The 25,334-nt window shown below is 68.8% G+C and carries 23 protein-coding genes and 1 tRNA gene; 10 read left to right on the forward strand and 14 right to left on the reverse strand.

The genetic code is table 11. The features are described 5' to 3' along the window. Window positions 1-95: 95 nt before the first annotated feature. Window positions 96-1,244, reverse strand: coding sequence for a P-loop NTPase family protein (locus tag LSF15_RS05830; RefSeq protein ID WP_232497590.1), 1,149 nt, complete (start codon window positions 1,242-1,244; stop codon window positions 96-98). Window positions 1,245-1,351: 107 nt separating this feature from the next. On the opposite strand from LSF15_RS05830, the gene LSF15_RS05835 reads away from it, so the two are divergent. Next, window positions 1,352-2,413, forward strand: a complete 1,062-nt coding sequence (locus tag LSF15_RS05835; RefSeq protein ID WP_232497591.1) for a glycosyltransferase — start codon at window positions 1,352-1,354, stop codon at window positions 2,411-2,413. A gap of 6 nt (window positions 2,414-2,419) precedes the next feature. Here the strand turns inward: LSF15_RS05835 and LSF15_RS05840 are convergent, their stop codons facing one another. The 4 genes from LSF15_RS05840 to LSF15_RS05855 all read right to left on the reverse strand — a co-directional run bounded on the left by LSF15_RS05840 (window position 2,420) and on the right by LSF15_RS05855 (window position 7,520). Next, window positions 2,420-3,325 carry a polysaccharide pyruvyl transferase family protein gene (locus LSF15_RS05840; RefSeq protein ID WP_232497592.1) on the reverse strand — a complete coding sequence of 302 codons (906 nt, stop codon included), beginning with the start codon at window positions 3,323-3,325 and terminating at the stop codon, window positions 2,420-2,422. Then, window positions 3,322-4,482 (reverse strand): glycosyltransferase family 4 protein, encoded by a 1,161-nt coding sequence (locus LSF15_RS05845; protein ID WP_232497593.1) that lies wholly within the window; start codon window positions 4,480-4,482, stop codon window positions 3,322-3,324. Before LSF15_RS05845 ends, LSF15_RS05840 begins: the two co-directional genes overlap by 4 nt. A 33-nt stretch (window positions 4,483-4,515) precedes the next feature. Then, window positions 4,516-6,036: a tyrosine-protein kinase domain-containing protein gene (locus LSF15_RS05850; protein WP_232497594.1), complete on the reverse strand. Its 1,521-nt coding sequence runs from the start codon at window positions 6,034-6,036 to the stop codon at window positions 4,516-4,518. A 98-nt stretch (window positions 6,037-6,134) separates the two neighbouring features. After that, on the reverse strand, window positions 6,135-7,520 hold the full coding sequence (locus LSF15_RS05855) for an O-antigen ligase family protein (protein WP_232497595.1): 1,386 nt from the start codon (window positions 7,518-7,520) through the stop codon (window positions 6,135-6,137). A gap of 171 nt (window positions 7,521-7,691) precedes the next feature. On the opposite strand from LSF15_RS05855, the gene LSF15_RS05860 reads away from it, so the two are divergent. Continuing rightward, entirely contained in the window at window positions 7,692-8,957 is a 1,266-nt protein-coding gene (locus LSF15_RS05860; RefSeq protein WP_269756235.1) for a Coenzyme F420 hydrogenase/dehydrogenase, beta subunit C-terminal domain, read from the forward strand. Between the two features lie 5 nt (window positions 8,958-8,962). Then, complete coding sequence (locus LSF15_RS05865) at window positions 8,963-10,102, forward strand: polysaccharide pyruvyl transferase family protein (protein ID WP_232497597.1); 1,140 nt, start codon at window positions 8,963-8,965, stop codon at window positions 10,100-10,102. Here LSF15_RS05865 and LSF15_RS05870 read toward each other — a convergent pair. After that, entirely contained in the window at window positions 10,082-11,095 is a 1,014-nt protein-coding gene (locus LSF15_RS05870; RefSeq protein ID WP_232497598.1) for a glycosyltransferase family 2 protein, read from the reverse strand. The genes LSF15_RS05865 and LSF15_RS05870 overlap by 21 nt on opposite strands. Before the next feature lie 67 nt (window positions 11,096-11,162). Between LSF15_RS05870 and LSF15_RS05875 the strand changes: the two genes are divergently transcribed. The 3 genes from LSF15_RS05875 to LSF15_RS05885 are packed head-to-tail and all read left to right on the forward strand — an operon-like array spanning window position 11,163 to window position 13,858. After that, window positions 11,163-12,131 (forward strand): glycosyltransferase family 2 protein, encoded by a 969-nt coding sequence (locus tag LSF15_RS05875; protein WP_232497599.1) that lies wholly within the window; start codon window positions 11,163-11,165, stop codon window positions 12,129-12,131. A 14-nt stretch (window positions 12,132-12,145) separates the two neighbouring features. After that, complete coding sequence (locus LSF15_RS05880) at window positions 12,146-12,979, forward strand: hypothetical protein (RefSeq protein ID WP_232497600.1); 834 nt, start codon at window positions 12,146-12,148, stop codon at window positions 12,977-12,979. Between the two features lie 45 nt (window positions 12,980-13,024). Next, window positions 13,025-13,858, forward strand: coding sequence for an alpha-1,2-fucosyltransferase (locus LSF15_RS05885; protein WP_232497601.1), 834 nt, complete (start codon window positions 13,025-13,027; stop codon window positions 13,856-13,858). Between the two features lie 13 nt (window positions 13,859-13,871). Here the strand turns inward: LSF15_RS05885 and LSF15_RS05890 are convergent, their stop codons facing one another. The 4 genes from LSF15_RS05890 to LSF15_RS05905 are packed head-to-tail and all read right to left on the reverse strand — an operon-like array spanning window position 13,872 to window position 18,107. Continuing rightward, complete coding sequence (locus LSF15_RS05890) at window positions 13,872-15,683, reverse strand: ABC transporter ATP-binding protein (RefSeq protein WP_232497602.1); 1,812 nt, start codon at window positions 15,681-15,683, stop codon at window positions 13,872-13,874. Window positions 15,684-15,732: 49 nt separating this feature from the next. Beyond that, window positions 15,733-16,929 carry a hypothetical protein gene (locus tag LSF15_RS05895; RefSeq protein ID WP_232497603.1) on the reverse strand — a complete coding sequence of 399 codons (1,197 nt, stop codon included), beginning with the start codon at window positions 16,927-16,929 and terminating at the stop codon, window positions 15,733-15,735. Window positions 16,930-16,980: 51 nt separating this feature from the next. Then, complete coding sequence (locus LSF15_RS05900; protein ID WP_232497604.1) at window positions 16,981-17,241, reverse strand: PqqD family protein; 261 nt, start codon at window positions 17,239-17,241, stop codon at window positions 16,981-16,983. Next, on the reverse strand, window positions 17,238-18,107 hold the full coding sequence (locus tag LSF15_RS05905; protein WP_232497605.1) for a nucleotidyltransferase family protein: 870 nt from the start codon (window positions 18,105-18,107) through the stop codon (window positions 17,238-17,240). The genes LSF15_RS05900 and LSF15_RS05905 overlap by 4 nt, the downstream gene beginning before the upstream one ends. Before the next feature lie 142 nt (window positions 18,108-18,249). Here LSF15_RS05905 and LSF15_RS05910 point away from each other — a divergent pair, with 142 nt between their 5' ends. Further along, window positions 18,250-19,389: an acyltransferase family protein gene (locus tag LSF15_RS05910; RefSeq protein WP_232497606.1), complete on the forward strand. Its 1,140-nt coding sequence runs from the start codon at window positions 18,250-18,252 to the stop codon at window positions 19,387-19,389. Between the two features lie 38 nt (window positions 19,390-19,427). Here LSF15_RS05910 and LSF15_RS19010 read toward each other — a convergent pair whose 3' ends face one another. Then, the gene (locus LSF15_RS19010) at window positions 19,428-20,495 is read right to left on the reverse strand and encodes a glycosyltransferase (RefSeq protein ID WP_232497607.1); all 1,068 of its coding nucleotides are present in this window, start codon (window positions 20,493-20,495) and stop codon (window positions 19,428-19,430) included. 145 nt (window positions 20,496-20,640) lie between these two features. Then, on the reverse strand, window positions 20,641-21,246 hold the full coding sequence (dcd, locus tag LSF15_RS05920; RefSeq protein ID WP_232497608.1) for a dCTP deaminase: 606 nt from the start codon (window positions 21,244-21,246) through the stop codon (window positions 20,641-20,643). A gap of 130 nt (window positions 21,247-21,376) precedes the next feature. On the opposite strand from dcd, the gene LSF15_RS05925 reads away from it, so the two are divergent. After that, window positions 21,377-21,447: transfer RNA gene (locus LSF15_RS05925), tRNA-Gly, on the forward strand. Window positions 21,448-21,567: 120 nt separating this feature from the next. Here the strand turns inward: LSF15_RS05925 and LSF15_RS05930 are convergent. Then, window positions 21,568-22,149 carry a TetR/AcrR family transcriptional regulator gene (locus LSF15_RS05930; protein ID WP_232497609.1) on the reverse strand — a complete coding sequence of 194 codons (582 nt, stop codon included), beginning with the start codon at window positions 22,147-22,149 and terminating at the stop codon, window positions 21,568-21,570. Between the two features lie 56 nt (window positions 22,150-22,205). Between LSF15_RS05930 and LSF15_RS05935 the strand changes: the two genes are divergently transcribed. Further along, window positions 22,206-23,174 (forward strand): SDR family NAD(P)-dependent oxidoreductase, encoded by a 969-nt coding sequence (locus LSF15_RS05935; RefSeq protein WP_232497610.1) that lies wholly within the window; start codon window positions 22,206-22,208, stop codon window positions 23,172-23,174. Between the two features lie 252 nt (window positions 23,175-23,426). Further along, window positions 23,427-23,828 (forward strand): DUF1801 domain-containing protein, encoded by a 402-nt coding sequence (locus LSF15_RS05940; protein WP_232497611.1) that lies wholly within the window; start codon window positions 23,427-23,429, stop codon window positions 23,826-23,828. Window positions 23,829-23,891: 63 nt separating this feature from the next. On the opposite strand, the gene LSF15_RS05945 is transcribed toward LSF15_RS05940, so the two are convergent. Further along, on the reverse strand, window positions 23,892-25,271 hold the full coding sequence (locus LSF15_RS05945; protein WP_232497612.1) for an FAD-binding oxidoreductase: 1,380 nt from the start codon (window positions 25,269-25,271) through the stop codon (window positions 23,892-23,894). Window positions 25,272-25,334 lie beyond the last annotated feature (63 nt).

A 25,334-nucleotide genomic window follows, 5' to 3' on the forward strand; every position in this document is an offset into this window, starting at 1 on the left:
GACTGAAACACTGGTACTCGCCAACTCTAGAGGTACTTACCTCATTCGTCGAGCGCTCGCATCACCCTCGTTCGGGGGCCTACCGGAGTGGGGCCTCAGGTGCCGACGAAGATCCTCGACTCCACCAGGCTGTGGACAGAATCGGAGATGACCGCGGCGACGTCGACGCCGGCGGGCGGATCAGGGAGCTGTCGCAACGCGATCGCTTGCAACTCCTCTTGGGTGAGACCGTCGGCGGCGAGCCACAGAATCGGGCCGACACCGGTGAGGACCACCACCTGTCCCGATACCAGCAGCACCAGCGAGTCATCGACCATGAGTGCATCGCCATAGGTCACCCGCCAGTACGCACCCGGTCGCTCGACCCGTGAAGGATCCGATGGCGTCTCAACGATGCCCGAGAAGCAATCGCAGTCGCGTTGGGACATCTTCGCGACGTCAGTGAGCACCGGTGAATCGCCGCCGGTCTCCCGGAGCACGTCATCGATCAGCGGGGGCAGCGACGACGCCTCGGAGTAGACGACCCGGCGCACCCCGCCGGTCGAGAGTATCGCCTCGAGGAGCGTTCGGAGCGGCCGATCGAGCGCCGACAGGTGGCTCGTCTGCGGAACGAGTTCGGACAGTGCCTCGATGATCGGCACCGATTCGACGAATGGCTGCTCAACCTCTGGGCGCCGGTCGAGCAGCACGATCGCCGCCAGGTGGAGGCCATCGGCTGGTGCCCCGCGCAGGCCGAGGGCCGAGGCCGGCTCCGTGACCTTCACGCCCGGCCATGACCCGATCGAGAGCGGCTTGGGGTAAGCGACGACCGAACCGTCGACGCGCACCGCCAACGTTTCGTCGGTCACGTAGCCGTAGACGCGGCCGAGTACCTGTGAGGCCGTCGTCTTGCCCCGGCCCGACGGCCCGACGAATCCGATCACCCGCCCGTCATCGAGCGCCACGGCGCTCGCGTGGAGCATGAGGGCCTCGCCGCGGAGCCCGCCGATGGCACCGATCGTGACCTCGGACGTGATGCGCTGGGCGACCGCCTCAGGCGAGTCCGCACGGATCACCTGTGCAGCATCGGATGCCGGGTAGTCACGCAAGCCGGCGCGGATCACCTGGTCGGGCTCGCCGACGCCGTCGTGAGCGAGATCTACCCAATGCGCTCTGATCGACTCCTGGTCGGCGGTGCTCAACGAATCGTCGAGTTCGATACGGAAGCTGCTCGCCAGCGCACGCACGTCGAAGGCTGTTGACATACCACGGAGCCTACCTTCCCGTGCGCTCCCGTCACCCTCGCACGGAAGAACCCGGAGGTGGGACCGCACGCGCGGAACTCCCTGGACTCCTCTACTCTGGGAGTCCGATGGCTGCGCACCCACGACTGACGATCGCGACGATGGCGACCGAGCATCCGATGGGTGCGCAGATGTACCAGGAGCAGGTCGCTCGACGTGCCCTAGATGCCCTGCGGACGGTCGACGAACGCGCCTGGGCGGTTCGCCGACTCGTCGTGCGGTCACTGCGATCCAAGCTTGCCGGCGACCGGCGGCTTCCGGTCGGGCGGGTCGCTTCGGCGTCGACCGCAATGAGGCGCAACCTCGGGCGCCTCCTGTACGGGCGAGACCAGGTCGTGCACCGCATGAACCTCGAGCTCCCTCCGGCGCCGGGCGCAGACGTGATCACCCTGCACGACGTGGTCGCGTGGCGGTTCCCCGATGAATCGGCGCCGGTTCCAGCCGCGATCGAGGAGGCGCGGAGAGCCGCGGCGGTGATCTGCGTGTCGGAGTTCAGCGCCCGCGAGGCGGTGGAACTGCTCGGTATCACCGACCCACATGTCGTGCACAACGGCGTCGAGGAGCGATTCTTCGACGCCGAACCGCTGCCCCGCGACATCCGCCGATCGCTTGGAATCCCAGACGAGTACGTGCTGCATGCCGGCGGCGCGTCCCGTCGGAAGAATCTCGAGGCCCTGGCCGAGGCGTGGCCGCTCGTACTTCGAGAACGACCGGGGCTCGGCCTCGTCCTGGCAGGGCCGCCGCACCGGCATCGCACCGAGCTGTTCGACGGAATGCCGGGTGTCGTGCTCGCAGGGCGCCTGCCCGACGAGTTCATGCCCGGCGTCGTCGCGGGCGCCGCAGTGGTGGTCGTGCCGTCTCTCTACGAGGGGTTCGGTCTGCCCGCCCTCGAGGCGATGGCGGCGAATGTGCCGGTCGTCGCCGCGGCCACGAGCTCGCTGCCCGAGGTCGTCGGTGACACCGGCATCCTCGTCGATCCGACCGGTGCCGGCATCGCGGGCGGCCTGCTCGACGCGACGCGCGGCGACGCGAGCGGTGCGCTCGTGCGCGCGGCGCGCGAACGAGCCACGCGCTTCACCTGGGAACGCTGCGCCGAGGCGCACGCCCGTGTTTGGGCGTCGCTGGCCTGATCGACCTCACACCCGGTCGGCGAGCGCCCGTAGCAGGTCTCGCGGGAATCGGCCCGGAGAGCCGAGCGCCTGGGGCAGCAGTCCCGCCGCGGCCTCGAGCGCGTCGCAGGCGGCTTCGACATTCGCCTGAGGCGCGGCGGTCGCAGATTCGAGCAGCTCGGCGAGCGGCATCCGGGATTCGAATCGCACGAACCGAGACCCACCCGGCGTGACCACCGACTCGTAGTCATGGAACTTGAACGCGCCGCCGGTGAGCGGGGGATCCAGCGTGGTCCACACGGCGGGGATGCCGTACGCGTCGGCCGTGACCAGCCCATGCAGCGATGTGGTGACGACCGCGCCGCTGGCGGCGATCTCGCGCACGACGCGTTGCGCCGACTGGTGCACGTTCACCACGTGCACGCGCTGGCCGGCGGACTCGGCGAGCGCAAGGAACGGCTCGTGCGAACGGTGGTGACCATGCGGCACGAGCGCGACATCCCATCGCTGCTCGGGCCTCGGCCGGTGGCGAGCCACGAGGATCCCCGGATCGCCGAGCGCCACGTCGTCGGGTGCACCGATGAGCTCGCGGGTCAGGTGTCCACGCACGGCGAGCACCCGTGCGTTCGGGAGCGGATGCGGCTCGCCGCGCATGAGGCCGCTTCCCCAGATCACGCCGTCCCAGTCGGCGGGCAGGAACTCGAGGATGCTGCCGACGCCCGCAAGCCGCGCCCGTGAGGCGACTCGGTGGATCGGCAGCACCCCGTAATTCGGCAGCAGCCATGGCGTGAGATCGTCGCCGAAGTTCGGGTGCCCGTCCCACCATTGCGCGGGCACGACGAGGCCACCACGCCACATCGGGCGCCGGGTGGAGGCGACGCCGACGCGCCGGAGTTGGCGGAGTCGTCTGACGAGCGGGCCGGAATAGTTCATGCGGTGACTCCGGCCCGGTCGGATGCCGCGGCGTAGAGCTCTTCGTACGCGTGCGCGACGCGCGCCCACGTGAACTCGCCCACCCGTTCGCGACCCGCTGCGGCGAGCTGCATTCGCAAGGATTCGTCGGCGCTCACGTGCTCGAGGGTGCCGACGAGCGCGGCCATGTCCTCGGGGTCGACCAGGACTCCGTCGACACCGTCGCGCACGAAGCCCGGGGCACCGCCACGGTTCGTCATGACGAGCGGCGCCCCGCTGCGCCATGCCTCGAGCGCGACGATGCCGAACGCCTCCATGCGGCTGGGCACCACCACGGCGAGCGCGGCCGACATCGCCTGGGCGACGGCCGCCGCATCCAGGCGGCCGACCAGTTCGACGCGATCGGTCAGCCCGAGTCCGGTGACCTGTGCGTGCAGGCTTTCGCGCTCGGGTCCGTCACCCGCGATGACCAGACGGATGTCGCGATCGAGCCCTGCTCGCGCGAATGCGTCGATCAGCAGGTCGAAGCCCTTCATTCGGCCGAGGCGGCCGACTCCCAGCAGATAACGTCCACCGAGCCCCGGCCCGGCGGTCATCGGCGGTGGTGGAGTGGGCTCGACCCCGTTCGGGACCACCAACCCGCCAACCAACCCGTAGTTGCGCTGCAGATCATCGATGACGAACCGTGACGGCGCCGTCACGCTCACCGCAGCGACCAGTGCGCGCCTGAGCGCGGTTCGGAGGAGTCGTGAGCGCTCGAACACCGCGTGATCGTCGGCAACGGTCTCGCCGTGCGACGTGACGATGAGCGGGAGGCCGAAGCGCCGATGCATGGCGACCGCATAGGCGCCGTTGGGGCCGAAGCAGTGCACGTGCAGGAGGTCGGGCCGGAACCCGCGTCGCGCGGCCGCCCAGCGACGCCACGCGGCGGGCAGCCGGAGCAGGAATCGGAACGCGGCACCCGGCGACGCGGCCGGGAGGGGAGTCGGCAGGTACCGCACCGTCAGGCCCTCGACCTCGCGCACGCCCAGTGACTCGCCGCGATCGACCGTCCAGACCTCGACCTCGACGCCGTCGTCGCGCAGTCGTCGGGCGACCTGGCGGACGTGCTCCTCGACCCCGCCGACGTACGGGTCGTACGAGGAGCTCACGAGCGCGACGCGGCGTGGGGTGCCCATCGCGGCCGCAGCAGCCGCTCGCCCACTCACTCGTCAGCCGCGACGACCGCCACGGCGCGGTGCAGCGACCGGGGCTTCGTCCACGAGGTCGTCGGTGTCGGCATCGTCGACGCGCGACGTTTCGGGCAGAGCCGAAACCTCGGCGGGCACGACCTCGTCAGGCTCTGCCCTCGACGTGTAGTCGCGGCGATACTCGTACGAGTACGCGGCGGCGTCGGTGCCGCGCAGAGGAGCCCGGTTCAGCACGATGCCGAGTGCGCGCCCGCGCGCCTTCTGCAGCGTGTCGAGGGCCTTGTCGAGCAGGTCGAACGTGGTCTTGCGGAGGGTGACGACGACGAGTGCACCGTCTGCCTGGTGCGCGAGCACGGCGCCATCGGTCACGGGCAGGAGCGGCGGGGCGTCGATGATCACCGTCGCGTGCTTCGTCAGGTCGGCGATCAGCGTGTGCATCCGCTCGGAGCCGAGCACCTCGCTCGGGTTCGGCGGAACGCTGCCGGCGGCGAGGACGAGGAGGTTGTTCGACTTCGGGGTGCGCTGCAGCACGTCGGCGAGCGCCGCCCGCCCCGCGAGCACGTCGCTGAGACCGGCTCCACCGGGCAGTCCCATGGTCGTCGCGACCATCGACCGGCGAAGGTCGCCGTCGACGAGCACCACGGTGGTGCCCGCCGCTGCAAGCGTGAGCGCGAGGTTGCACGCGACGGTCGACTTTCCGTCGCCCGGAAGCGGACTCGTGACCACGATCGTCTTCGGCGGGTGGTCGACGTCCATGAACTGCAGGTTCGTGCGAAGGGCCCGCAACGCCTCGGAGACGGCGAAGGTGCCGTTTTTGCCGGTGGAGCCCGACGTCGACGGGTCGACGAGCCTGGTCGCGTCGTCGAGGCCGGGCACGATCGGGATCGTACCGACCACGGCGACTCCGGTGCGCTGCTCGACGTCCTCCGCAGCGCGGATGCGACGGTCGGAGACGGTGCGGACCATGGCGAACGCGATGCCGAATCCGAGGCCGAGGATTCCGCCCACCATCACGGCCGTCTGCACGTCGGGGAAGCTCGGCGATGAGGGCAACGACGCAACGTCGCCCGGGAGGATCGTGACGGGGGCCGAACCCGCGGTGCCGTCGCCCTCGAGTTCGTCGATCTCGAGCTTCATCGCGTCGATCCACGCCTCCGCCAGCGCCCGGGCGTCTTGCGGGCTCGAGCCTTGGGCGTTGACCTTGATGAAGGTCGTGCTGTCGGGGTTCGTCACCTCGATGCGCTGGACGAGCGCCTCAGGGGTGGTGTCGAGCCCGAGCTCCTCGATCGCATGCTCGGCGACCGTGCGCCAGCCAGCGATCTCGAGGTAGGTGGGAACCTTCGCCCTGGCCAGCGAATCGCCGAGCGTCGATGTGCCGAGATCTTCGACCCCGGTCGACGACAAGTAGCCGCTCGCCCCAGCGACGTAGACGGGGGTCTGGAGCACCGTCCACCCGTACCCTGCACCGGCGCCGACGAGCGTCATCAGGAGGATGGCGATCCAGTGCCTGCGCAGACCGCGCAGGTAATCGCGGAGCTCCATGCAACCTCCGTGCTTTCCAAGGCGTCACCGCGGCGCGGCAGACCCTTCCATGAATAGCCCAATGGTATGTCAACGACCATCGATGTGCGCGCGCGAGCCTATCGGCCCGGACCGGTGCCCGCCTTGGATGCGCCGAGGCGCGCGAGGGGCTCTGGCGTGGCGAGTTCTTCGCGCGCCTCCTTCGCCCTTCGTTCGTGATCCATCGCACCCAGGCAGATGCCCGCGACCACGAACGGCACCGACACCTGCACGGCGACCCAGAACAGGTCGAACTGCGACTGCACGAATCGGCTGAGCAGCACGGCGACCGCGAGGGTGCCGAACCGCGGGTCGACACGCCAGAGCACGACAAGCACCCCGATCCACATCACGAGGAACCCGATGAGCCCGACGACACCCGCCGAAGCGAGCACCTCCAACTCGGCCTGCGGGGGCTGGTACCCCAGCTCGCCGGGGTTGTACCAGTAGCGCAGTCCGTGCCCGAAGATCGGAGACTCCCGCCAGAAGTGATACACCTCGCGGAACCACTCGACTCGCTGGAAGACCGAGTTGTGCCGGTTCTGGGACTCGACCTGTTCGACCACCATCGAGATCACGAGCCACGCCGCGGGGATCAGCAGGAGGAGCACCCATCGAGAACGTCCGGTGGTGCTCCGGCGCAGCACTGCGATGATGATCGCGGCCACCAGCCCGATGAGTGCCTGACGAGACTGTGCGACCACGATGCCCGCCGCCATCAGCACGAACGCGAACCTCGCCCAGCCCTTCGTCCAACCAACCCAGTCGGGGTTGAGGTACGCGATGATCGCGCCGAACGCGAGCACCGTCCCGATGAAGTTCTTGTGCATCGGGAACGGCCAAGTCGGCGTTGCCGGGCCGAAGTCACCGACCGCATACTGGAAACCGGCTGCTACCACGGTGAACGCGGCGAACAAGGTGGCGGTGAAGACGATGAGCGACAGCGCAAGTCTCGCGTACCCAGCGGCGCCGAGTGCCCACCCGACGATGAGCGCGCCCGAGACGAGCAGCCACGCGTGGAACCACTCGATCGTGTTGAGTGCGTACGGGTTGACGACGACGGTGAACAGGGTCGCGAACTGGTACACGAGATTGATGAGCAGCAACTGGCGCAGCGGCTTGCTGTAGGGGCGATGGCCGAGCAGCAGCGCCGTGCCGAACGCGGCGGCGAGCGCGGCGTCGGAAACTGAGAGGTCGCCGCCGCCGAGGCCGATGCGCTGAGCGACCAGCAGGCCCGGCATCGCGAACAGTGCGATCGCGAGGGGCTTCGACGTGGTGAGCGCGGCGGCGACAACCAGTCCGCCGATGACGATGGCGAGCGTCGCACCGCCCACGAATCCCCGCTCGAGGACGAAGTACGTGGCGACGACAGCTCCGAAGGCTGCAAGAACCCAGCGCCACGCGTTCGCCCACAAGTCGGCGATCCGCTCGCGCCAGAGCTCTCGGCGCGTGGTGGTCGAAGTCATGCCCGGTCCTTCGGTGTGATCCGGTCAAGTATCGCACCTCTCCCGTGCGGCTAGTCTGGCCCGATGGGACACACGATCGGCGATGTGGTCGCACAAGGGATGTGTGTCGGCTGCGGCGGATGTTCCATCCGCACCTCGGGGGCGATATCAGTTCGACTCGACGGCTACGGGATGCACCAGGCTGACCTCACTGGCGCGACTCCCGCACAGATCCGGCAGGCAGACAGTGTCTGCCCATTCTCAGACGCATCGAAGGATGAAGATCGCATCGCAGCGGAACGGTACGGCGACCTGCCGTCGGACTCCCGCATCGGGCGGTACGGATCGATCCACGCCGGGCGCCTCACGGACGACGCGCGGGTGATGGGCAGCAGCTCCGGTGGGCTCACCTCGTGGTTCCTGGGCGAGCTGCTCGATCGACGGCTCGTCGATGGGGTCATCCACGTCGGACGCGACGGTGGCCGGGAGCTGTTCGGCTACACGATCTCCCGCAGCGCCGAGGATCTCCTCGCGTCTCGCAAGTCCATGTACTACTCGACCACGCTTGCCGAAGTCGTGCGCGAGGTTCGGGGCGATGGGCTGACCTACGCGATCGTGGGCGTGCCGTGCTTCATCACGGCCATGCGACATCTCGCGGAGGTCGACGCCGATCTGCGCGCCCAGTTCACCTGGCACGTCGGGCTCGTGTGCGGGCACCTCAAGAGCCAGTTCTTCGCGGAGTCGCTCGCGTGGCAGGCGGGCGTGCGCCCGGAGCACCTCGAGGCTATCGACTTCAGGGTCAAGAACCCCTCCCGACGCTCCTACTCGTACGATTACGAGGTCCGCGCGCACGGTCGGCTTCCGCGGCGGCGCCGCACCCTCTCGGCCCTCGACGGCAGCTGGGGCTACGGCGCCTTCCAGCCAGCGGCTTGCAACTTCTGCGACGACGTGTTCGCCGAGACCTCCGACATCGTGTTCGGCGATGCGTGGCTGCCTCGGTACACGGACGACTGGCGGGGCACCAACGTCGTGGTCACGCGCCGTGCGGACGCCGACCTGATCCTCGCCGAAGGCGTCGACGACGGCACTGTCCTCCTCGAGCCGCTGACCCCCGACCTCGCCGCGCAATCGCAGGCGGGGAATTTCCGGCACCGACGCGATGGCCTCAGGGTGCGGCTGGCCGATGACCTCGCCGCGGGGCTGAGCGTGCCGCGCAAGCGGGTCGTCCCCGGATACGAGGGTGTCTCGGCCGATCGGATGGCGCTGATCCGTCAACGCCGTGCGATGTCCGTGCTCTCCTTCGAGGCGTTCGCGCGATCGAAGCAGACTCGCCGGCTGTCGTCGTACACCCGACCGATGCGCGCCGCGATCGCTCGATACCGAAAGGTCGAGTCTGCCGGGCAGAGTCTGTCCACCCGCGCGCGCGCAAAGCTCCGATCCCTGCTCAGGCGCGGGTAGACCCGATGGGCACTTGCAGGGTCGGCATCGTCACGATCAACGACGACACGAACTACGGGAACCGCCTGCAGAACTACGCGCTCCAGGAAGCGGTCCGGTCGCTGGGATGGGAGCCGGAAACAATTCGGAACCGACCGCCCGCTTGGGATCGCGCCCTGCTGGCGCCGCGTCTCCTGCACGACATCCGAAAGGACGTCGTCGGCTTCACTCGCCGAGCGAGCACCCGCGCACGCGAGCGCGTGCAGGGAAGTGCCGTGAGCGCTCCCGCCTACCTCGAGCGCCGTCGCACAGCGATCCGCGAGTTCGCCCGCACGCGGATCGCTTCGTCGGCGCAGGTGTACTCGGAGATGCCTGCAGATCATTGGGCTGATCGGTATGACGCCGCGATCGTCGGATCGGACCAGGTCTGGAATCCGACATACCGTCGGGCTCAGGGCATCGACTTCCTCGACTTCGTCGGCGAGTCGCGACGGATCGCCTACGCTGCGAGCTTCGGCATCGAGCATGTGCCCGGGTTTCTCCGTTCCCGGTATCGCACGTGGCTCAATGGCATCCCGCAGCTGTCGGTCCGCGAGTCGAGCGGGCGCCGCATCGTGGCCGACCTGACGGGTCGAGATGTGCCTGTTGTGGTCGACCCGACCCTGCTCGTGGACCGGAGCGCCTGGGATCGGCTCATCGCGGCAGAACCGCAGATCCTCCCCGTGCCCTACGCGGTTCGCTTCTTCCTCGGCCAGCCGACGCCGGAGCAGGACGCCTGGGTGACGCGACATGCGCTTGACACCGGCCTCGAGGTCGTCGACCTGCACGCTTTGGATCAGGAGCGGTTCGCCGACGTCGGCCCCGCCGGATTCGTCGCCGCGATCGCTCGTGCGGAGGTCGTCTACACCGACTCGTTCCACGCGGGGATCTTCTCACTGTTGTATCGGCGGTCCGTCGTCTTGCGCCACCGCTTCGATCGAGACCCGCGTTGGCAGGAGCTCCTCTCGCAGAATGGCCTGTCGACCCGTGCGACCGAAGTCGGGGGGCTGCAGTCGATCGCGGGGGTGGACTGGGCGGCGGTCGAGACGCAACGGGATCTGCTTCGGAGCACATCGGCGGCGTTCCTCCGCGGTGCGCTCGAGTCCTCAGCGGTCCACGCGGGATAGCGCAGAGGACCGGACCTCGTGCGCCCGGGTCCGCGATCCGAGCGCGATCCAGATGCGCGGCGGATGACGCAGCAGCGTGTGCGCGACGCCGTCGGCCGCCTGCGCCAACCCGGGCAGCAGTCTTCCGTGGGCGATGAGGGCCCGACCCTCGTCGAACTTGCGCCGAGCGGTGCGTGCCTGATGCGCACGCCAGATGCCGCGGATGCGCTGGCGCATGCCATCGGAGTGGTCGGCGTGATACACGGCCGCCCACACCTGGCGGGCGCCTCGGACGTTCCGTGCACGGTTCCCCGATGCATTCGACGTGTGCCGGCGGTATCCGACGAGCACGCGATCGACCGGCACGAACGGCCCGTGCTTCGCCAGTCTCGCCACGAACTCCCAGTCCTCGGCGAGGAACCTGCCGTCGAAGCCGCCTGCGGCGTCGTGCGCGGCACGGCGGATGAGCAGGCAGCTCGGCGGGTAGACGAGGTTGGCGATGAACAGGTGTTCGGCCCGCACGTCTGCGGCGCTGTCCCGCGGCACGAGTCGCCCGTCTCGGAGGTCCTCGCGCCCGCGCATGTGCCGCGGGAAGTCGCCCGGGTTCATGACCTGCCCGTCGCCGTCGATGTACTCCGCGAGTGCGAACGCTCCCGCCGCGTCGGGGCGTTGTTCGAGCGTGCTGACCAAGGTCGCGAGCGCCCCCGGATCCCACACGTCGTCGGCGTCGAGGAAGACCAGGTACGACGAGCGCTCCGACGCCTGCGTGGCCCCCGTGTTGCGAGCTTCTGCGACACCGAGATGCGGGTTCGTCGCGAGGTGCACGCGCGCGTCGGACTGGTGCGTCCTGACGATGCCGGGACCGCCGTCGGTCGACCCGTCGTCCACGACGATCACCTCGAGCCGCCGGAAGGTCTGCGCGAGCACCGACCGAAGTGTCTCCTCGATGAACCGCTCGCCGTTGTAGAGCGGGATCACGATGGTGACGATCGGCGACTCGGCGTTGGACCTCACGTGAGAAGGATGCCACGAGATCCGATCCCGAGGCCGAACGGGAGCGATCGACCGCTACGCTGATCCGGTGCGCGCTCCCCTCTCGACCGTCGTCGTCATCGCGACGTACCAGCGCGCCGAGTACGTCGAGGAATGCCTCGCCCATCTCGAGCGCCAGACTGTGGCACCCCACCGGGTCGTGGTCGTCGACGCCTCCCCGAACGACCTGACGCACGAGGTCGTGGCGCGCCATCCGGGCGTCGAGTACCGGCGCAATCCGCTCGGCGTCGGGCACACGGCGACGTCGCGGGCGATCGGCGTCGAAGGCGCCGAGGAAGATGTCATCGTTTTTGTCGACGATGACGCATACGCCGATGCCGACTGGCTCGAGCGGCTCCTCGAACCGTATGGCGATCCCGATGTCGCAGCCGTAGGCGGTCGCGCGCGCAACGGCCAACCCGATGAGGAACACGACGGGATTGGCCAGATCGGGCTCCTGCTGCCCGACGGGCGACTCACCGGCTACTTCGCGGCCGCGCCCGACCGGGTCGTCGAGGTCGACCACATGCTCGGGGCGAACATGTCGGTTCGCTCCAGCGTCGTGCGCGAACTCGGCGGCATCCGCGACTTCTACCCCGGAACCTGCTTGCGCGAGGAGACCGACATCGCCCTGCGCATGCGTCGCCGCGACCTGAGAATCGTCTACACCCCGTTCGCCGTGGTCGAGCACGTGGGCGGGCGCTATGCACGCGGCCGCCGCTTCGACTCGCGGTACCGGTACTTCGGAGCCAGGAACCACATCGTGCTCCTCGCGACGACCCTCGGATGGCGCGACCCGCACGTCCGTACCTACGGCCGAACCGTACTTCGGCGATCCCGTCATGAGGTGCTCGACGGCCTCCGCGCGTTCCGGCGTCGGAAGGGGGTCCGAGCGAGGCTCAAGGGGCTTGCCGGCGGCGTGCAACGCTCGTCGGTCGACCTGACGGGTACCGTCGCGGGCGCGCTCGCCGCGTTCCGCGCGACGTCCACGCTTCGCAGACGTGGGTCCGAGCGGTGAGGCTCAATGCGTACGTGCTCGCCGGCGATCCCGCGTGGATCGCCCAGAGTATCGGCTCCTACTATCACCTCGTCGATCGCATCGTGGTGTCGTACGACCGTTCGGGTCGCTCATGGGCTGGGCATCCGTTGTCGGTGCAGGAGTCCCTCGACAGGATGGTCGCGGCCGATCCGGAGGGCAAGATCCTGTTGCTGCCCGGGGACTACACAGATCCCGACCGCTTTGTCCTCGACGTCGAGACCGAGCACCGTCAATCCGCACTCGACGCCGCATCGGAAGGTGCGGACTGGGTGATCCAGTTGGACACGGATGAGCTCCTGCCCTCGCCCTCGACATTCACTGCTCAGTTGACGATCGCTGAACAGCGAGGGGCCGACGCGCTCGAGTTCCCTGCGCGGATCATCTACGCACGAACGCCGTCCGGTCGATTCCTCGAGCAGTGTGGACGTCTCTGGACCGCCCAGTCGGCGTATCCCGGGCCTGTGGCTGTACGCGCGGGAACACGACTTTCGCACGCCCGACAGGCGGCGGGCTCACCGATGCATCGTGTCGACGTGGCTCCGTGGAACACCGATCCCGCACATCCGTGGAATGCGCCCGTCCATGCTGTCATCAGCTCAGCGCACGCGATCCTGCATATGAGCTGGGTGCGGACCGAGGCGCAGATGGCCGAGAAGCGACGGGTGTCGGGCTACGCAGGCGCCGTCAAGTGGGAGTCCGAACTGCAGCACTGGCGGTGGCGGGCTCGTCACCCGCGCTTGACGGCCCTCAGGGCTCCAGTGGCGCGGGACCCGCTCAGACGATTTCGCGTCACCTCGCTCCCGGTGCTCGCCCGAGTCCAGCCGTAGACCGACGCGCGGAATCAGCGTCGGCTGCCACGTAGGCTTGTCCTCGTGAAGTCCGCGAGGATCATGGGCGCCCGAGCGAAACGGGCGACCGCGCGACATGTCCGCGGTGCCGCCGATGCGACGCTCGACCTGATGCGACGCGGGGAGCTGACCGTCACCATGACCCCGCAAGTCGGGCTTCGACTCGGCAACTTCCTCTACGTGTGGCTGCACGCACACCGCGCCGGCATGAGTGGAATGCCGACAATGGCTCTTGCATCGCGCGCGATGGAACCGTGGCTCACCGCGTTCCCCGCGCTCGGCGAACTCACGATCCGACGGGAATCCCTACGCTTCCGCGATCGGAGGGAGTGGGACGACGTCTGGCTCTACCAACGATTCGGCGTCGACTTCACGGCCGACGACGTCGACGCTTTCGTTCGCGCAGCGGTGGCGCCGCACATCGCCCCCGACGACTCGGGGACCCTCGTGATCAACGTGCGGCGCGGCGACTACTACACGGATTTCACCGACAAGTACGCGTTCGACCAGGTGGGGTACGTGGGCGCGGCGCTCGACCGCGTCCGCCCTGCAAAGCGGGTCCTCGTCGTGTCCGACGATCCGGAGTGGTGCCGGGTCCATCTGAGCTCGATCATCCAGACGAAGACGCCCGAAGTGACGTACGCGCAGCCCGACCCGCTCGCGAACTTCCTCACCGTCGCCGGGGCCGCTCGCATCATCGGCACCAACTCGACGTTCACGTACTGGGCGGCGTACGTCGCCGGGGTCGTCCACCCGGACGCGGAGGTTGTCATGCCCCGGTTCCACGCGCGGATGGCCCACGGCACCGACGCCCACCAGCTCGACCCCCGTTGGACGGCGATCGACGGCTTCCACTGAGCGGTAGGCCGCCTCAGTTGAGCTCGCCGAGCTGCACCAAGCGGGCGAAGTCGGGGCTGGTCGCGCGAACGTGTTCGAACGTGCCGGTCTCCTCGATGCGGCCGTCCTTCAGATAGACGAGGGTGTCGGCGTTGCGCACGGTCGAGAGCCGGTGCGCAACGATGAGGATCGTCATGCTGCCCTGGAGCGACCGAAGGGTGGTCGCGATCTCGTGCTCGGTCGCGTTGTCGAGCGCCGACGTCGCCTCGTCGAGCACGAGGATCCGCGGCTGCCGGTAGAGCGCGCGCGCCAGCCCGATCCGCTGCCGCTGGCCGCCCGACAGTCGCACTCCCCGCTCGCCGACCTCGGTGCGCAGGCCTTGGGGGAGGTCGGCGACGACACCGTCGAGCTGCGCCGTGGTGATCACCTCGGCGACGCGAGCGAGGTCGATATCGGCCTCGGGCACGCCGAACGCGATGTTCGCCGCGAGCGTGTCGTTGAGCAGGAAGACGTCTTGCGGTACGACGCCGAGGTTGGCGAACCACGACGGGAGATCGTCATGGACCGATCGGCCGCCGCACTCGATGCTGCCCGACGTGGGCTCGAGCAATCCGAGCACGAGGTCGAGCAGCGTGCTCTTGCCTGCGCCGCTCGAGCCGACGAACGCCGTCGTGCGGTTCTCGGCGATATCGAGCGAGATCCCCCCGAGCACGGGCCGATCTGCATCGGGATAGCGGAACTCGACCTCGTGCAGGGTGATGTCACCTGCGTATCGGCTGTCGGGTCGAGGTGTCTCGTCGTGCATGCCCCCTCGGCGCAGCTCGTCAGCGGTGTTCGTCACGATGTCGAGGCCCACCTGACCCGTGCGAATCGTCGCGAGACTCGCCGCAACTCGGTTCATCGTGGGAAGGGCGCGGACCGACGCCGCACCGAACACGGCGAGGATCGTGAGCGTCTCGGCCGGCGACGTCGTGGCGGTCAACACCGCTGAGATGCCGATGATCGCCAGCACGAACCCGATCTCGAGCAGGTAGCGCGGAGCGTCGGAGATGATCGCCAGCTGGCGCCCGGCATGAGCGGTGCGGAGCTTCGCCTTCTGGTACCCGTCTGCGAAGGCGTTCGCACTCGAGGTGAGCCGCGCCTCGCGGAACCCATCGAGCGCCGGGAGGAGGTATTGCCACGACTGGAGCGCGGATGCCGAGACCTCCTCGCCGATGCGCGACTGCCGGTTGCGCAGCATCCGCTGGACGCCGAAGACCAGAACACCGAAGATCACCGCCGTGACGAGCATCACGCTCGGCGACACGACGGCGATGACCACAGCGAGCGCGATGAGCACCAGACTGTCGGTGAACAACGCCGTCACGGCGAGCAGGACGCTCGTCGACTGCGCAGTACTGTCGCTCACGCTGCGATAGATCTCGCTCGTGCGACGCGACCGGTGATCGGCGTACGGGGCAAGGATGTACATGCGCATCAGCTGGGATGACGCGAGCGCAGAGATGCGCGTGGTCCGTCCGAGGATCCACCAGCGAAACAGCAGCGCGAGCACGCTTTTCAAGATGAACAGCCCTGCGACGATGCCGGCGACGATCGGGATGAGGGCCTGCGGCGACGAGGTTCCAAGCAAGGTCGAGATATCCGCGAGGATGCCGGAGTCGGCGGATCCGGTGGTGATGAGCTGCATGAGCGGCGCCATCGCGGCGACGCCGAGCGTGTCGAGCAACGCGAGCGCGATCGAGCCGATGACGACGCCGAGGATCCAGCTGCGAGGGTTCGCCCCCGCGAGCCCGAGCAGCTGTCCGAGCTGCTGTCGCAGTCTCGCATTTCGGGCTTCGCGTGCCATCATCCTCCGTCGGGGCCGAAGTGGTAAGTATCGCAGGCGCGAGCGGGCGTCATCGCCTGAGGACGCCGGCGACGCGCTTGGCGTACCGGCTTGCCCGACCCGCGAACCGGGTCGCAGCCCTCCCGGCTCTGCGACCTTGTGCCTGAGCTCGGAGCCTCAACGGAATACCGACGCGATCGTCGTAGAGCTCGACCACGTGCCGAGCGGTCGGCCCTGGCTGCGTCAACAGATAGACGATCAAGTTCTCGCGCCAGTAGGGGTTCCGAGGCGTTGTGAATACCGCGTGATACCGGTCGAGCACCCCGAGCAGCTCGAGCGTGAGCATCGTGCGCTGGCATTTCCAGCACTCGGAGCAGTTGGTGCCGTCGGTGGACTCCACGCAGACGTCGAGACGCTCGTACGTGTGGGAGATTTCGGCAATCAGAGCGGTCTTCGCCACACGGTCGATGTCAGAGCACGACGATCGCAGGCTCAGGGAGCGCGTGGACAGCAGCGGCAGCAGAACCGGTTCGGCGAAGGCCAGGTCGTAGGTGGCGGCGACGGCCGTGTCGCCCCACGGCACGGAAGACGCATAGAAGTAGTGGCGGATGCCGCCTGAGAGCAGGTGCACCACACCGGCGTTGCGCATCGTGTGCGATTGCTGGAAGCCGAGGCGGACCGCGAGGTAGAACTCGTCGATGTTCGAATCGACATCGGTCAACGGCAGCCCGGTCGTGAGCGCATTCGGTCGGAGCAACTCCAGTCGGTTCCGGTACAGGGCGCGCCCGGCGTCGCCATGGCCGTGCGAGCCGACGTTGTTGTACAGCAGGTGAGTCACCCGCAGTGATTCGGGCACGTCGACGGCGAAGCGGTGGCGGGCGAGCGTCGCGTACGAGTCGACGCCTGCAGAGTATCCGGTCGCGACACCCGCCGCGCCCAGTAGCGCGGGCAACGGATCTCGGACCTCGATGTCGACGCGCGAAAGCTCGGGCCGCAGGCGCCGGAGCACGTCCTGCACCTCACCGTGGAGGCTCCACGCCAGTTCGTCGGTGATCGGCCCCTCGACCACGATGTCGCGGCCAGCGGCCATCGCGGGCATGAGGAGTGCCACCAGGGCGGCATCCGCTCGCGTGTTCACCAGCGAAGCCGCCTCGTCGGGCACCGAGAACCACAAGCTCCGCAATCCCGGGAACCCGTCGACATCGACGCGGTACGTGAGCCGGCCAACGCCCGAGTCGAGGGTGGGCACTCCGAGAACGATCGACATGGCGGTCCCGTGGGTGGAGGCGGTAAGAGGGAGCGGAGCGAGCCTAACCGATCACTGCACCTCGAGCAGCCCCCGCGCCACGAGATCGGCCACGAATGCGTCGACGTGCGCGCGAATCTCGTCGGGCGGGGCGTCCGTCGCCTCCGCCACCCGATCGGCAATGGTGTCGCGATCACCGCCGCACGCCTCGCCCCAGATCAACACGGCAATTCCTTCGAGTACGACGATGGGGCCGTCGGGCAGGGGCGCCACATAGACGGTTCCATCCGACTCGAGCGTGCCGACGCCGGCGGCCGGCCGCAGCCGGGTCATCGGTTCGCTCCAGCGCGACGAAGGCCCTGCCACGCCTCTCGCGCGGCGCGCGCGGGACGTCGGAAGAACTCACCGAGGATCTCGGCGCGCGAGGGCGGCCGGCCGAGGCGATGGGAGAGGTGGTCGACGTTCACGAGCGGCGCGCGCGCCGCGACCCGGAGCGCGGCGCCGAGGCTCGGGGCCGCCCGCACCCGCGCCCACCACTCACTCGTGCGCGAGCCGCCCTGAGAGATGATGCGCCAGAGTGCGTAGTCGCGTTGACCGCGGTAGCGGTCGAGCCCGCCGGTGGCGGCGGCGAAGGCCACAGGGGCATCGAGGTCGGCGACGAGCGCCTCGATCTCGGCCCGGACTTCAGCGGTGGCTTCCCGCCACGCGAGCTGCACATCGGGCCGACTCCCGGCGCGAGACCGGGCGGCGTTGAGCACGAGCAGCACCGCCTGCGCGGGAACGCTCGGCACGGAGCATCCGACGCCCGCGATCTCGACCTCATGGTGGTCGACCCAGAACCGCTCGAAGGCGGATGCGGGATCGACTCGGATGCCGGGGAAGAACCGGTGGATATCGAGGTACCCCCACATGTCATGGAGGTAGGTCTGGGCATGCTCGAACGGCGAGCCGTACTCGAACGTGCTGTAGAGACGCCATCCGTGCCGCCGCAGCACACGGTCGAGGGCGACGACCTGGCTTGGACGGACGAGCACATCGACATCGCTCCCCGCGTAGCCGCCCGGTCTCAGCGAGGGATCGACCGCGACACCCTTGATGTGCAGCAGATCGACACCGATCGTGTTCGCCAGCGTCTGCACGGCGGCATGCCCGAACCTCAGGCGCACCGAAAGCGGCACGTCGACCTCGGATCCGTTCACGCCCGCTGCACCACCTCGTCGATCACTCTAGCGATGTGGGGATCCGTCGGGTGCACGGCGAACGCGAGTCGCGCGGCAAGCGGCCGCCTGCCCTCAGATCTGGGGTAACACGCGCTGGCACGCCTGGCTTAGGTTGGTCGATGTGACCAACGCGGAGAGGCCGACGACACAACGGATTCATTCCGTCGACGGCCTGCGCGCGATCGCGTTCCTCGCGGTATTCGCGTTCCACACCTGGGAGTTCGCGGGGCGACCCGAGATTCCCGTGCTGTCATCGGTCGTCAGTCAGAACATCCGCCCCGACTTCTTCGTCGTCCTGACCGGTTTCGTACTCTTCCTGCCGTTCGCGCGACGCCCGGAACGAATGGATGAGTTCAGAACCCGAGCGTACCTCTGGCGTCGCATGCGCCGCATCGTGATCCCCTACTACGTGGCCCTCGCATACGCCGTGCTCCTGCCGCAACTGCTCGTGGTGATCATGCGTGTGCTCGGCCGCGAGGCGTCGTGGCAGCCGATGCCGGGTCTCGGCGACTGGTTGAGCCACCTGACGTTCTCGCACCTGTTCTTCGCCGAGTACTGGAGCTCGATGAACGGCAGCCTGTGGACCATGTCGCTCGAGATGCAGCTCTACCTGCTGTTCCCGCTCCTGCTCATCGCGGCGAACCGCTGGGGGGTGCGGGCGCTGATCGTCGCGATCGTGCTCTCGGTGATCTTCCGGATCGCCGTCGCCCTCTTCGTGCCCGGCGAGGCCTTCCCCGATCAGTTCCTATGGAGTGCCTCCGGGCTCGGGCGTCTGATGGAGTTCGCTGCGGGCATGCTGGCCGCGATCGTGGCCTTCAAGGTGGTCGACCGGATCCGTCGGCCCCACATCGTCCTGCTCCTGGGATTGATGGTCGCGTCGTATCTCGTCGCGACAGCCCCGGTGTTCGGCGGAACGGTCCTGCCGATACGGGAACTCGGCCTGAGCGCGCTGTTCGGAAGCCTCATCGTGCTCGTGCTGTCCGTCCCGGCGATCGGTCGCGTCTTCGCGTGGAAACCGCTGTCGTACCTCGGATACCGCTCCTACAGCCTGTTCCTCATCCACCAGCCGACCGCGTGGTACGTCTCGGAATTCCTGCAGAAGTTCCTCGACATACCCGAGGGACCGCTCTTGCTACTGTTGCTCTGGACGGTCGGGTTCGGCGTGGTGTTCGCCGTCGGGCAGCTCTTGTTCGTGACGGTCGAACGGCCATGCATCGATTGGGCGAAGCGCGCTCGCCAGCCCGCTTCAGCGCAGGCCTGAGCAGGCGTTCGACGCGGGCCTGAGCCCCACGCCGGCCGTCACGCGCGCTGCACGACCTCGTCCATGACACGCGCGAGGCGGGCGACGTGCGCGTCGCGACCGAAGCCGCGTGCCCACTCGCGGGTCGCGGCGGGGTCGAGATCACGGGCACGCCGAATCGCCGACGCGAGGTCGGCGGCGGTGGCGGATGCCGCGTGGTAGCCGCTCACACCGGGACTCACGGTCTCGAGGTATCCGCCCTCGGCGATCGTCGCGGCGGGCGTTCCCTCGAGCGCGGCTTCGATCACCGTGAGGCCGAAGTCCTCGTGGCCCGCGCCGAGCACGACGGCGGCGTTTCGGTACACCCAGCTCAACTCGGAGTCGGTGACGCAACCGAGCCCGTGGACGCCCGAATGGGGCTCGTCGAACGTCTCGGAGCCGGCACCGACGACGACGATCGGCAGGCCGGCCTCCTTCGCCGCGGTGACCGCGAGCGGCACGTTCTTGTAGCCGCGGGCTCGCGCGACGACGACGACGAAGTCGGGCGGGAGCTCGCGCGACGGCGGGGTCGCCGTCGTGGACACGGGCTCGACAGGCGGGCTCACCACCACGGAATCCAGTCCGTAGGCCGAGCGGATGCGGTCACGCGTCACGATGGAGTTCGCCACGATGGCATCAGCGCTGCACATGGCCGCGAGATCGCCGTTGCGCAGCAGCGGTGTGCTCATCGTGAGACCGGCACGGCGGAGCAGGCCGAGCCGCAGCCGGTAGTCGTCGGCCGCGTACAGCCAGCGCGCGGGACTGTGCACGTAGACGACGTGGGGGATCTCGAACCTGAAGCGATGAGCCCAACCGCTGCTCGAGACGAGGGCGATGTCGCCGCCCGAGACGGTCGTGCGCGACGCGATCGAGGGAAGGGCCGGCAGCATGCGCTCGACCTGGCCCGTGAACGAGCTCGGCAGGCTGGCGCGCACCTCGAGGCGCCGGAAGTCGTCGAAGGTCGACTCGGGCCGGTACGCGAGCGTCACGATGGCTCGCGCGTCGAATCCGGCGGCCCAGTGCGCGACGACGCGCTCGGCGCCGCCGATCTGCACGAGGTAATCGTGGGCGAGGACGATTTCGGGCACGGCTCACCTTCAACGGAATTCGAGTCTGCGAAAGTTTACCTTCCGCCCCGGCCACGTTTCACTTAGTGGCGGACGGGAGGCCCCCCAATTGAGGTGCCATGCCGCCCGGGACATCCGGTCGACTCGAACTCAGCACCGCGCGTCCTCAGCTGCCCGCGGAACCCGCCTCGGTCACGCCGACATCGGTGCGGTGGAAGTTCTGGAACGACCTCGACGCCGTCGGCCCCCGCTGGCCCTGGTAGCGGTTCGCGTACTCGGCCGATCCATAGGGCCGCTCGCTCGGCGACGACAGCCGGAAGAAGCACATCTGCCCGATCTTCATGCCCGGCCACAGCTTGATCGGCAACGTCGCCACGTTGCTCAGTTCGAGGGTGACGTGGCCCGTGAAGCCCGGATCGATGAAGCCGGCGGTCGAGTGCGTGAGCAGTCCGAGGCGCCCGAGTGAACTCTTGCCCTCGAGGCGCGCCGCGACATCGTCGGGCAGGGTGACCGCCTCGAACGTCGACGCGAGCACGAACTCGCCCGGGTGCAGGATGAACGCCTCATCGGGCCGCACCTCGATGAGGTGCGTGAGCTCGGGCTGGTCTTCGGCAGGATCGATGAACGGGTACTTGTGGTTGTCGAACAGCCTGAAGTAGCGGTCGAGACGCACGTCGATGCTGCTGGGCTGCAGCATGGCCGGTTCGTGGGGTTCGAGCCGGATGCGCTCGCGCTCGAGCTCGGCCCGGATGTCGCGATCTGAGAGCAGCACGCGCCCAGCCTACCGATCGTGGTTGGCAGGCTGGGCGCGCGCAGCGGATCGAACCGACCGCCGGTCGGGTAGCGAAGCGTATCGAGACCCTTGCTACGATGGTCACCGCTGCATCTCACGGATGCCGCACGCCGATGTAGTTCAATGGTAGAACTTCTGCTTCCCAAGCAGACAGCGCGGGTTCGATTCCCGTCATCGGCTCTTCGTGGGTGGAGCCTGATCAGAGGCTACCGGCGCCTCCTTGCCGGAGCGGATGACCGTCCGGGGTCGATCTGAACGTTCCGGTAGCGCGAACGTGTCGGAGATCCGAGCTCCGCGACCTCAGTGGGTCGTCGCGGCGTCGAGCACCGTCCGCACCGAAGGCAAAGCGGCGCGTATGCGCTCCGGCAGGGGCGTCGCATCGATCGACGGATCGGCCAACCATGCGTGCAGTTCTCTCCGAAACAGGGCGAAGCCGATCGCCGCGAGCAGGCCGGCATCCGCCGGATCGAACCCCCGCTCGGCGAGCGCGGCCGAGATCGCCTGCTGCCAACGCGCCTGCTTCGCGAGCTCGCGGCCCATCAGCGCGACATCGGAATCGATGATCGCCTGGCGCCGACGCAGTGGCTCATGAGCGGACTGCATGCGCTCGGCCAACGCACCGAGCGCACGCGCCATGAGCGGCTCCGCTGCGACCGGTCCGGTCGGCTCGGCGATCGTGGCGAGCAGCGACGGGAGCAGCAGGTCGTCCTCGGCGAACAGCACCTCCTCCTTGTCCCTGAACTGACGGAAGAAGGTCCGCGCCGTCACGCCGGCACGATCGGCGATGTCGTCGACCGTGACCGCCGAGTACCCGCGCTGCGAGAACAGGTCGAGCGCGGCGTCCGCGAGTCGGGCGCGGGAGTCGGCGGGCCAGCGGGGCATGCGACTCATGCTAGCGAACCCTTGTGTCATGATCTGACATCACGCATAATCCAGTTATGACAGATCCTGACATCAACTCACCCACCATCCTGCTGACCGGTCCGACGCGCGGCATCGGTGCCGCCATGCTCGAGCGCCTGATCTCGCACCCGCGGCAGCCCCGACTGATCCTGCTCGCACGAGATCCGCACGCGCTCGACACGGCGGTGCGCCGTGCCCATTCGGCCGGCCGGGACGCCTTCGGCGTCATGGTCGACCTCGCCGACCTCGGCACGGTCGACGCCGCGCTCGACGAGCTCGGCGCCCGCATCGGCCGAAGCGAGTCCCACCCTCCGGACGCCGCGATGCTCAATGCCGGCGCCCAGTTCGGCGACCGCCGCGGCACCAGCGCGCAGGGCATCGAGCAGACCTTCGCGGTCAACGTCGTCGCCCAGCACGTGCTGGTGCGCGGCATCCTGCCGCTCCTCGCACCGCGTGGCCAACTGGTGATGATGGGGTCCAGCACCCACCGCGGGCGAGCGCAGTCCTTCGGGCTGATCCCGTCGCCACGGTACGCGCCGCCCGACCTCTTGGCCGTACCGGACGGCACGGCCGAGGGAGCCACCCGGCACGCCGGCGGACGCGCCTACGCCGACAGCAAGCTCGCCCTCGTCACCCTCGCCCACGCGTTGGCGCGCCGTGCCGCGGCATCCGGCCATCGCCTCAACACGTACGACCCCGGTCTGGTCCCGGGCACCGGGCTCGGACGCACTATGCCCGGCTACATGCGCTGGACTTGGGAGCACGTCATGCCCGCCATGTCACTCCTGCCCAAGGCGGCCACCCCGCTCACGACCGCGCGGCACGCCATCGACCTGGTGATGGGCGACCGGCACGCCGACCTGCACGACGCGTACATCGAGCTCGGACGGATCACCCGTGCGGCAGATCGTACCTTCGACCGGGATCGACAGGACGAGCTGTTCACCTGGATCGAGGCGCGGCACCCGGAACAACGACAGGCGCGGCCGAGCGCTGCGGCGTGAGACCCGACACCCGCGCCGACGCGACCCGATCTCCGCGACATCATGCCGGAATTCGGCACTCGAGGTGGCCTTCGATGGCTCGCTCACGGTTGACTCATGGCTCAGACCGCCGACTCACCGCTGACGCGAGGTCTTGAGGTGTTCACGATGACTCACTGCGTTTCGCACTCATGTGGCATCGCTCCCGCCGCAGTACGCTGGGATACCCCGATCACGATCGCGAGGAATCCATTGGAAGCGACGCAGCCCGCGATGTCACCGTCCGACCTGCCGGTCGAGGTGGTGCTCGATCACGCCACGGGGCCCCGACGAGCCGAGGCCGACGAACTGCTCGCGCTCTTCGGCGAGATCAGCGGCGAGCAGCCGGCCGTCTGGGCGGGCCGCATCATCGGGTTCGGAGAGGTCGAGTACCGCTACGAGAGCGGGCGTGGCGGCCGTGAACCCCTGCTCGCCTTCGCGCCGGGGCCGAGGCACCACACGATCTACCTGCCCGAGGACTTCGCGGTGCGCTGGCCCGATCTCATGACCGGGCTCGGCACGCACCGCGCGAGCAAGGTCTGCCTCTACCTCACGCGGCTGACCGACGTCGACCGCGGCGTGCTGCGCAAGCTGCTCGAGCGCTCGCTCGCCGAGACGCGGTCGCACGCGCGCTGAGCCTCTCGTGCGACGGCCGGACCCGCCGATCGCGAGTCCAGCCGTCGTCGTTCGTACGTGAGGTCACGCGAACAGCACGTGCCCGATCGCCATCACGCCGCGAGGGTCGTAGGTACGGATCGCCCTGCGCAGCCGGGCACTGGTGAACTCGCCGTAGGCGTCGGCATAGTCCTCGGGGGCGAACGTGAAGTTCGGCAGGCGGTGCCCGCCGACCCACGGTTCGAGGGCCTTCACGATCGCCGAAGCGTGCGACTGCACACCGGGCACGCCGGCGATGCCGACGATGAGCAGCGAGTACGCCGCCCCGCGCGAGTCGAATGCACTCTCGTGCTCGCCGCCATGGGCGATCGCACCACCCATCTGACGCACCTCGACGAGGATCTGGGGTGACGCCGAGCCGGGGCCGTTCAGTGCGAGCAGTGCGGCGGCGGCCTCCGCGGGGAAGTCGGTGAGCACTGCGGCGGCCTCGTACGCCGGCGTCGGGTCGAGCGGGTCGGTGTGCACCGAATCGATGGCCGTGTACGGCTTGAGCGCGACGTCGTCGAGCAGCACGGGCGCGGACTCGCGGATCGCGGCGAACCGCTTCTCCCCCTCCTCGGCCTCCCCGGTCCACACGTACCGCACCGACAGCGTGAGGCGGCCGGCGAGCGCCGGTGGCACTCCGGGGATGTCGGGCAGCTGGAACAGCGCGAACGAGGTGGTGGCGAGCTCTGGCAGGTCGGCCGACCACTGCTGCCACCGTTCGATGACGGCCGCGGCGTCGTCGCCGTCGAACCACAGCGAGCCGCCGTAGAACGTCGGCTGGTGCACGAGGTCGAATTCGATCGCGGTGACGATTCCCAGCATCCCCTTGCCGCCCCGAAGGGCGAAGAAGAGCTCGGGATGCTCCGTGGGGGTCGCTCGGCGCAGCACGCCGTCGCCGGTGACGACCTCGATGGCGCGAACCTTGTCGCTCGCCATGCCGTAGGTGCGGGCCATCGGGCCGAGGCCGCCGCCGGTGGTGTAGCCGACGATGCCGACGTCGGTGATCGACCCCGACAGCGGGGCGAGTCCGAAGGGCGCCGCCGCCTCGACGACACGAATCCACTTCACCCCGGCTCCGACACGCGCCCAGCCCTCGGGGTGCACGACGCACTCGTCGAGATCCTTCGTGACGACGAGCAGCTCGGTGACCAGCTCGGCGATCGCGCCGTGGCCGGTGGCCTGGGGGGCGACGTGCATGCCGTTGTCGGCGGCGAAGCGAACCGCCTCGACGACATCCTGTGCGCTGCGTGCGGCCACGACGGCGGCGGGACGCACCGGGATCGCGAGGTTCCACGGCGAGACGAAGGCGTCGTACGCCTCGTCGCCGGGGACTGCCACGGTGCCGGTGGTGCGGGCATCGAGGTCGGCGAACGACGACTGGGGCAGGATCGGCTCGGTGCGAGCCTCGAGGTTGGACATTGGTTCCTCCGGGTAGTGGTGCGGTGACCGCACGGTGGTGCAGCGACAGCACCAACCCTGTGC

Origin of the sequence: Agromyces humatus, from assembly GCF_021228295.1 — a bacterium.
GTDB lineage: Bacteria > Actinomycetota > Actinomycetes > Actinomycetales > Microbacteriaceae > Agromyces > Agromyces humatus.

Bases quoted from the DNA above. Each gene is read 5' to 3' on its own strand.
- LSF15_RS05830 (WP_232497590.1), bottom strand. From the start codon at position 1,244: ATGTCAACAGCCTTCGACGTGCGTGCGCTGGCGAGCAGCTTCCGTATC.
- LSF15_RS05835 (WP_232497591.1), top strand. From the start codon at position 1,352: ATGGCTGCGCACCCACGACTGACGATCGCGACGATGGCGACCGAGCAT.
- LSF15_RS05840 (WP_232497592.1), bottom strand. From the start codon at position 3,325: ATGAACTATTCCGGCCCGCTCGTCAGACGACTCCGCCAACTCCGGCGC.
- LSF15_RS05845 (WP_232497593.1), bottom strand. From the start codon at position 4,482: ATGGGCACCCCACGCCGCGTCGCGCTCGTGAGCTCCTCGTACGACCCG.
- LSF15_RS05850 (WP_232497594.1), bottom strand. From the start codon at position 6,036: ATGGAGCTCCGCGATTACCTGCGCGGTCTGCGCAGGCACTGGATCGCC.
- LSF15_RS05855 (WP_232497595.1), bottom strand. From the start codon at position 7,520: ATGACTTCGACCACCACGCGCCGAGAGCTCTGGCGCGAGCGGATCGCC.
- LSF15_RS05860 (WP_269756235.1), top strand. From the start codon at position 7,692: ATGCACCAGGCTGACCTCACTGGCGCGACTCCCGCACAGATCCGGCAG.
- LSF15_RS05865 (WP_232497597.1), top strand. From the start codon at position 8,963: ATGGGCACTTGCAGGGTCGGCATCGTCACGATCAACGACGACACGAAC.
- LSF15_RS05890 (WP_232497602.1), bottom strand. From the start codon at position 15,683: ATGGCACGCGAAGCCCGAAATGCGAGACTGCGACAGCAGCTCGGACAG.
- LSF15_RS05895 (WP_232497603.1), bottom strand. From the start codon at position 16,929: ATGTCGATCGTTCTCGGAGTGCCCACCCTCGACTCGGGCGTTGGCCGG.
- LSF15_RS05900 (WP_232497604.1), bottom strand. From the start codon at position 17,241: ATGACCCGGCTGCGGCCGGCCGCCGGCGTCGGCACGCTCGAGTCGGAT.
- LSF15_RS05930 (WP_232497609.1), bottom strand. From the start codon at position 22,149: ATGCCCCGCTGGCCCGCCGACTCCCGCGCCCGACTCGCGGACGCCGCG.
- LSF15_RS05935 (WP_232497610.1), top strand. From the start codon at position 22,206: ATGACAGATCCTGACATCAACTCACCCACCATCCTGCTGACCGGTCCG.
- LSF15_RS05940 (WP_232497611.1), top strand. From the start codon at position 23,427: ATGTCACCGTCCGACCTGCCGGTCGAGGTGGTGCTCGATCACGCCACG.
- LSF15_RS05945 (WP_232497612.1), bottom strand. From the start codon at position 25,271: ATGTCCAACCTCGAGGCTCGCACCGAGCCGATCCTGCCCCAGTCGTCG.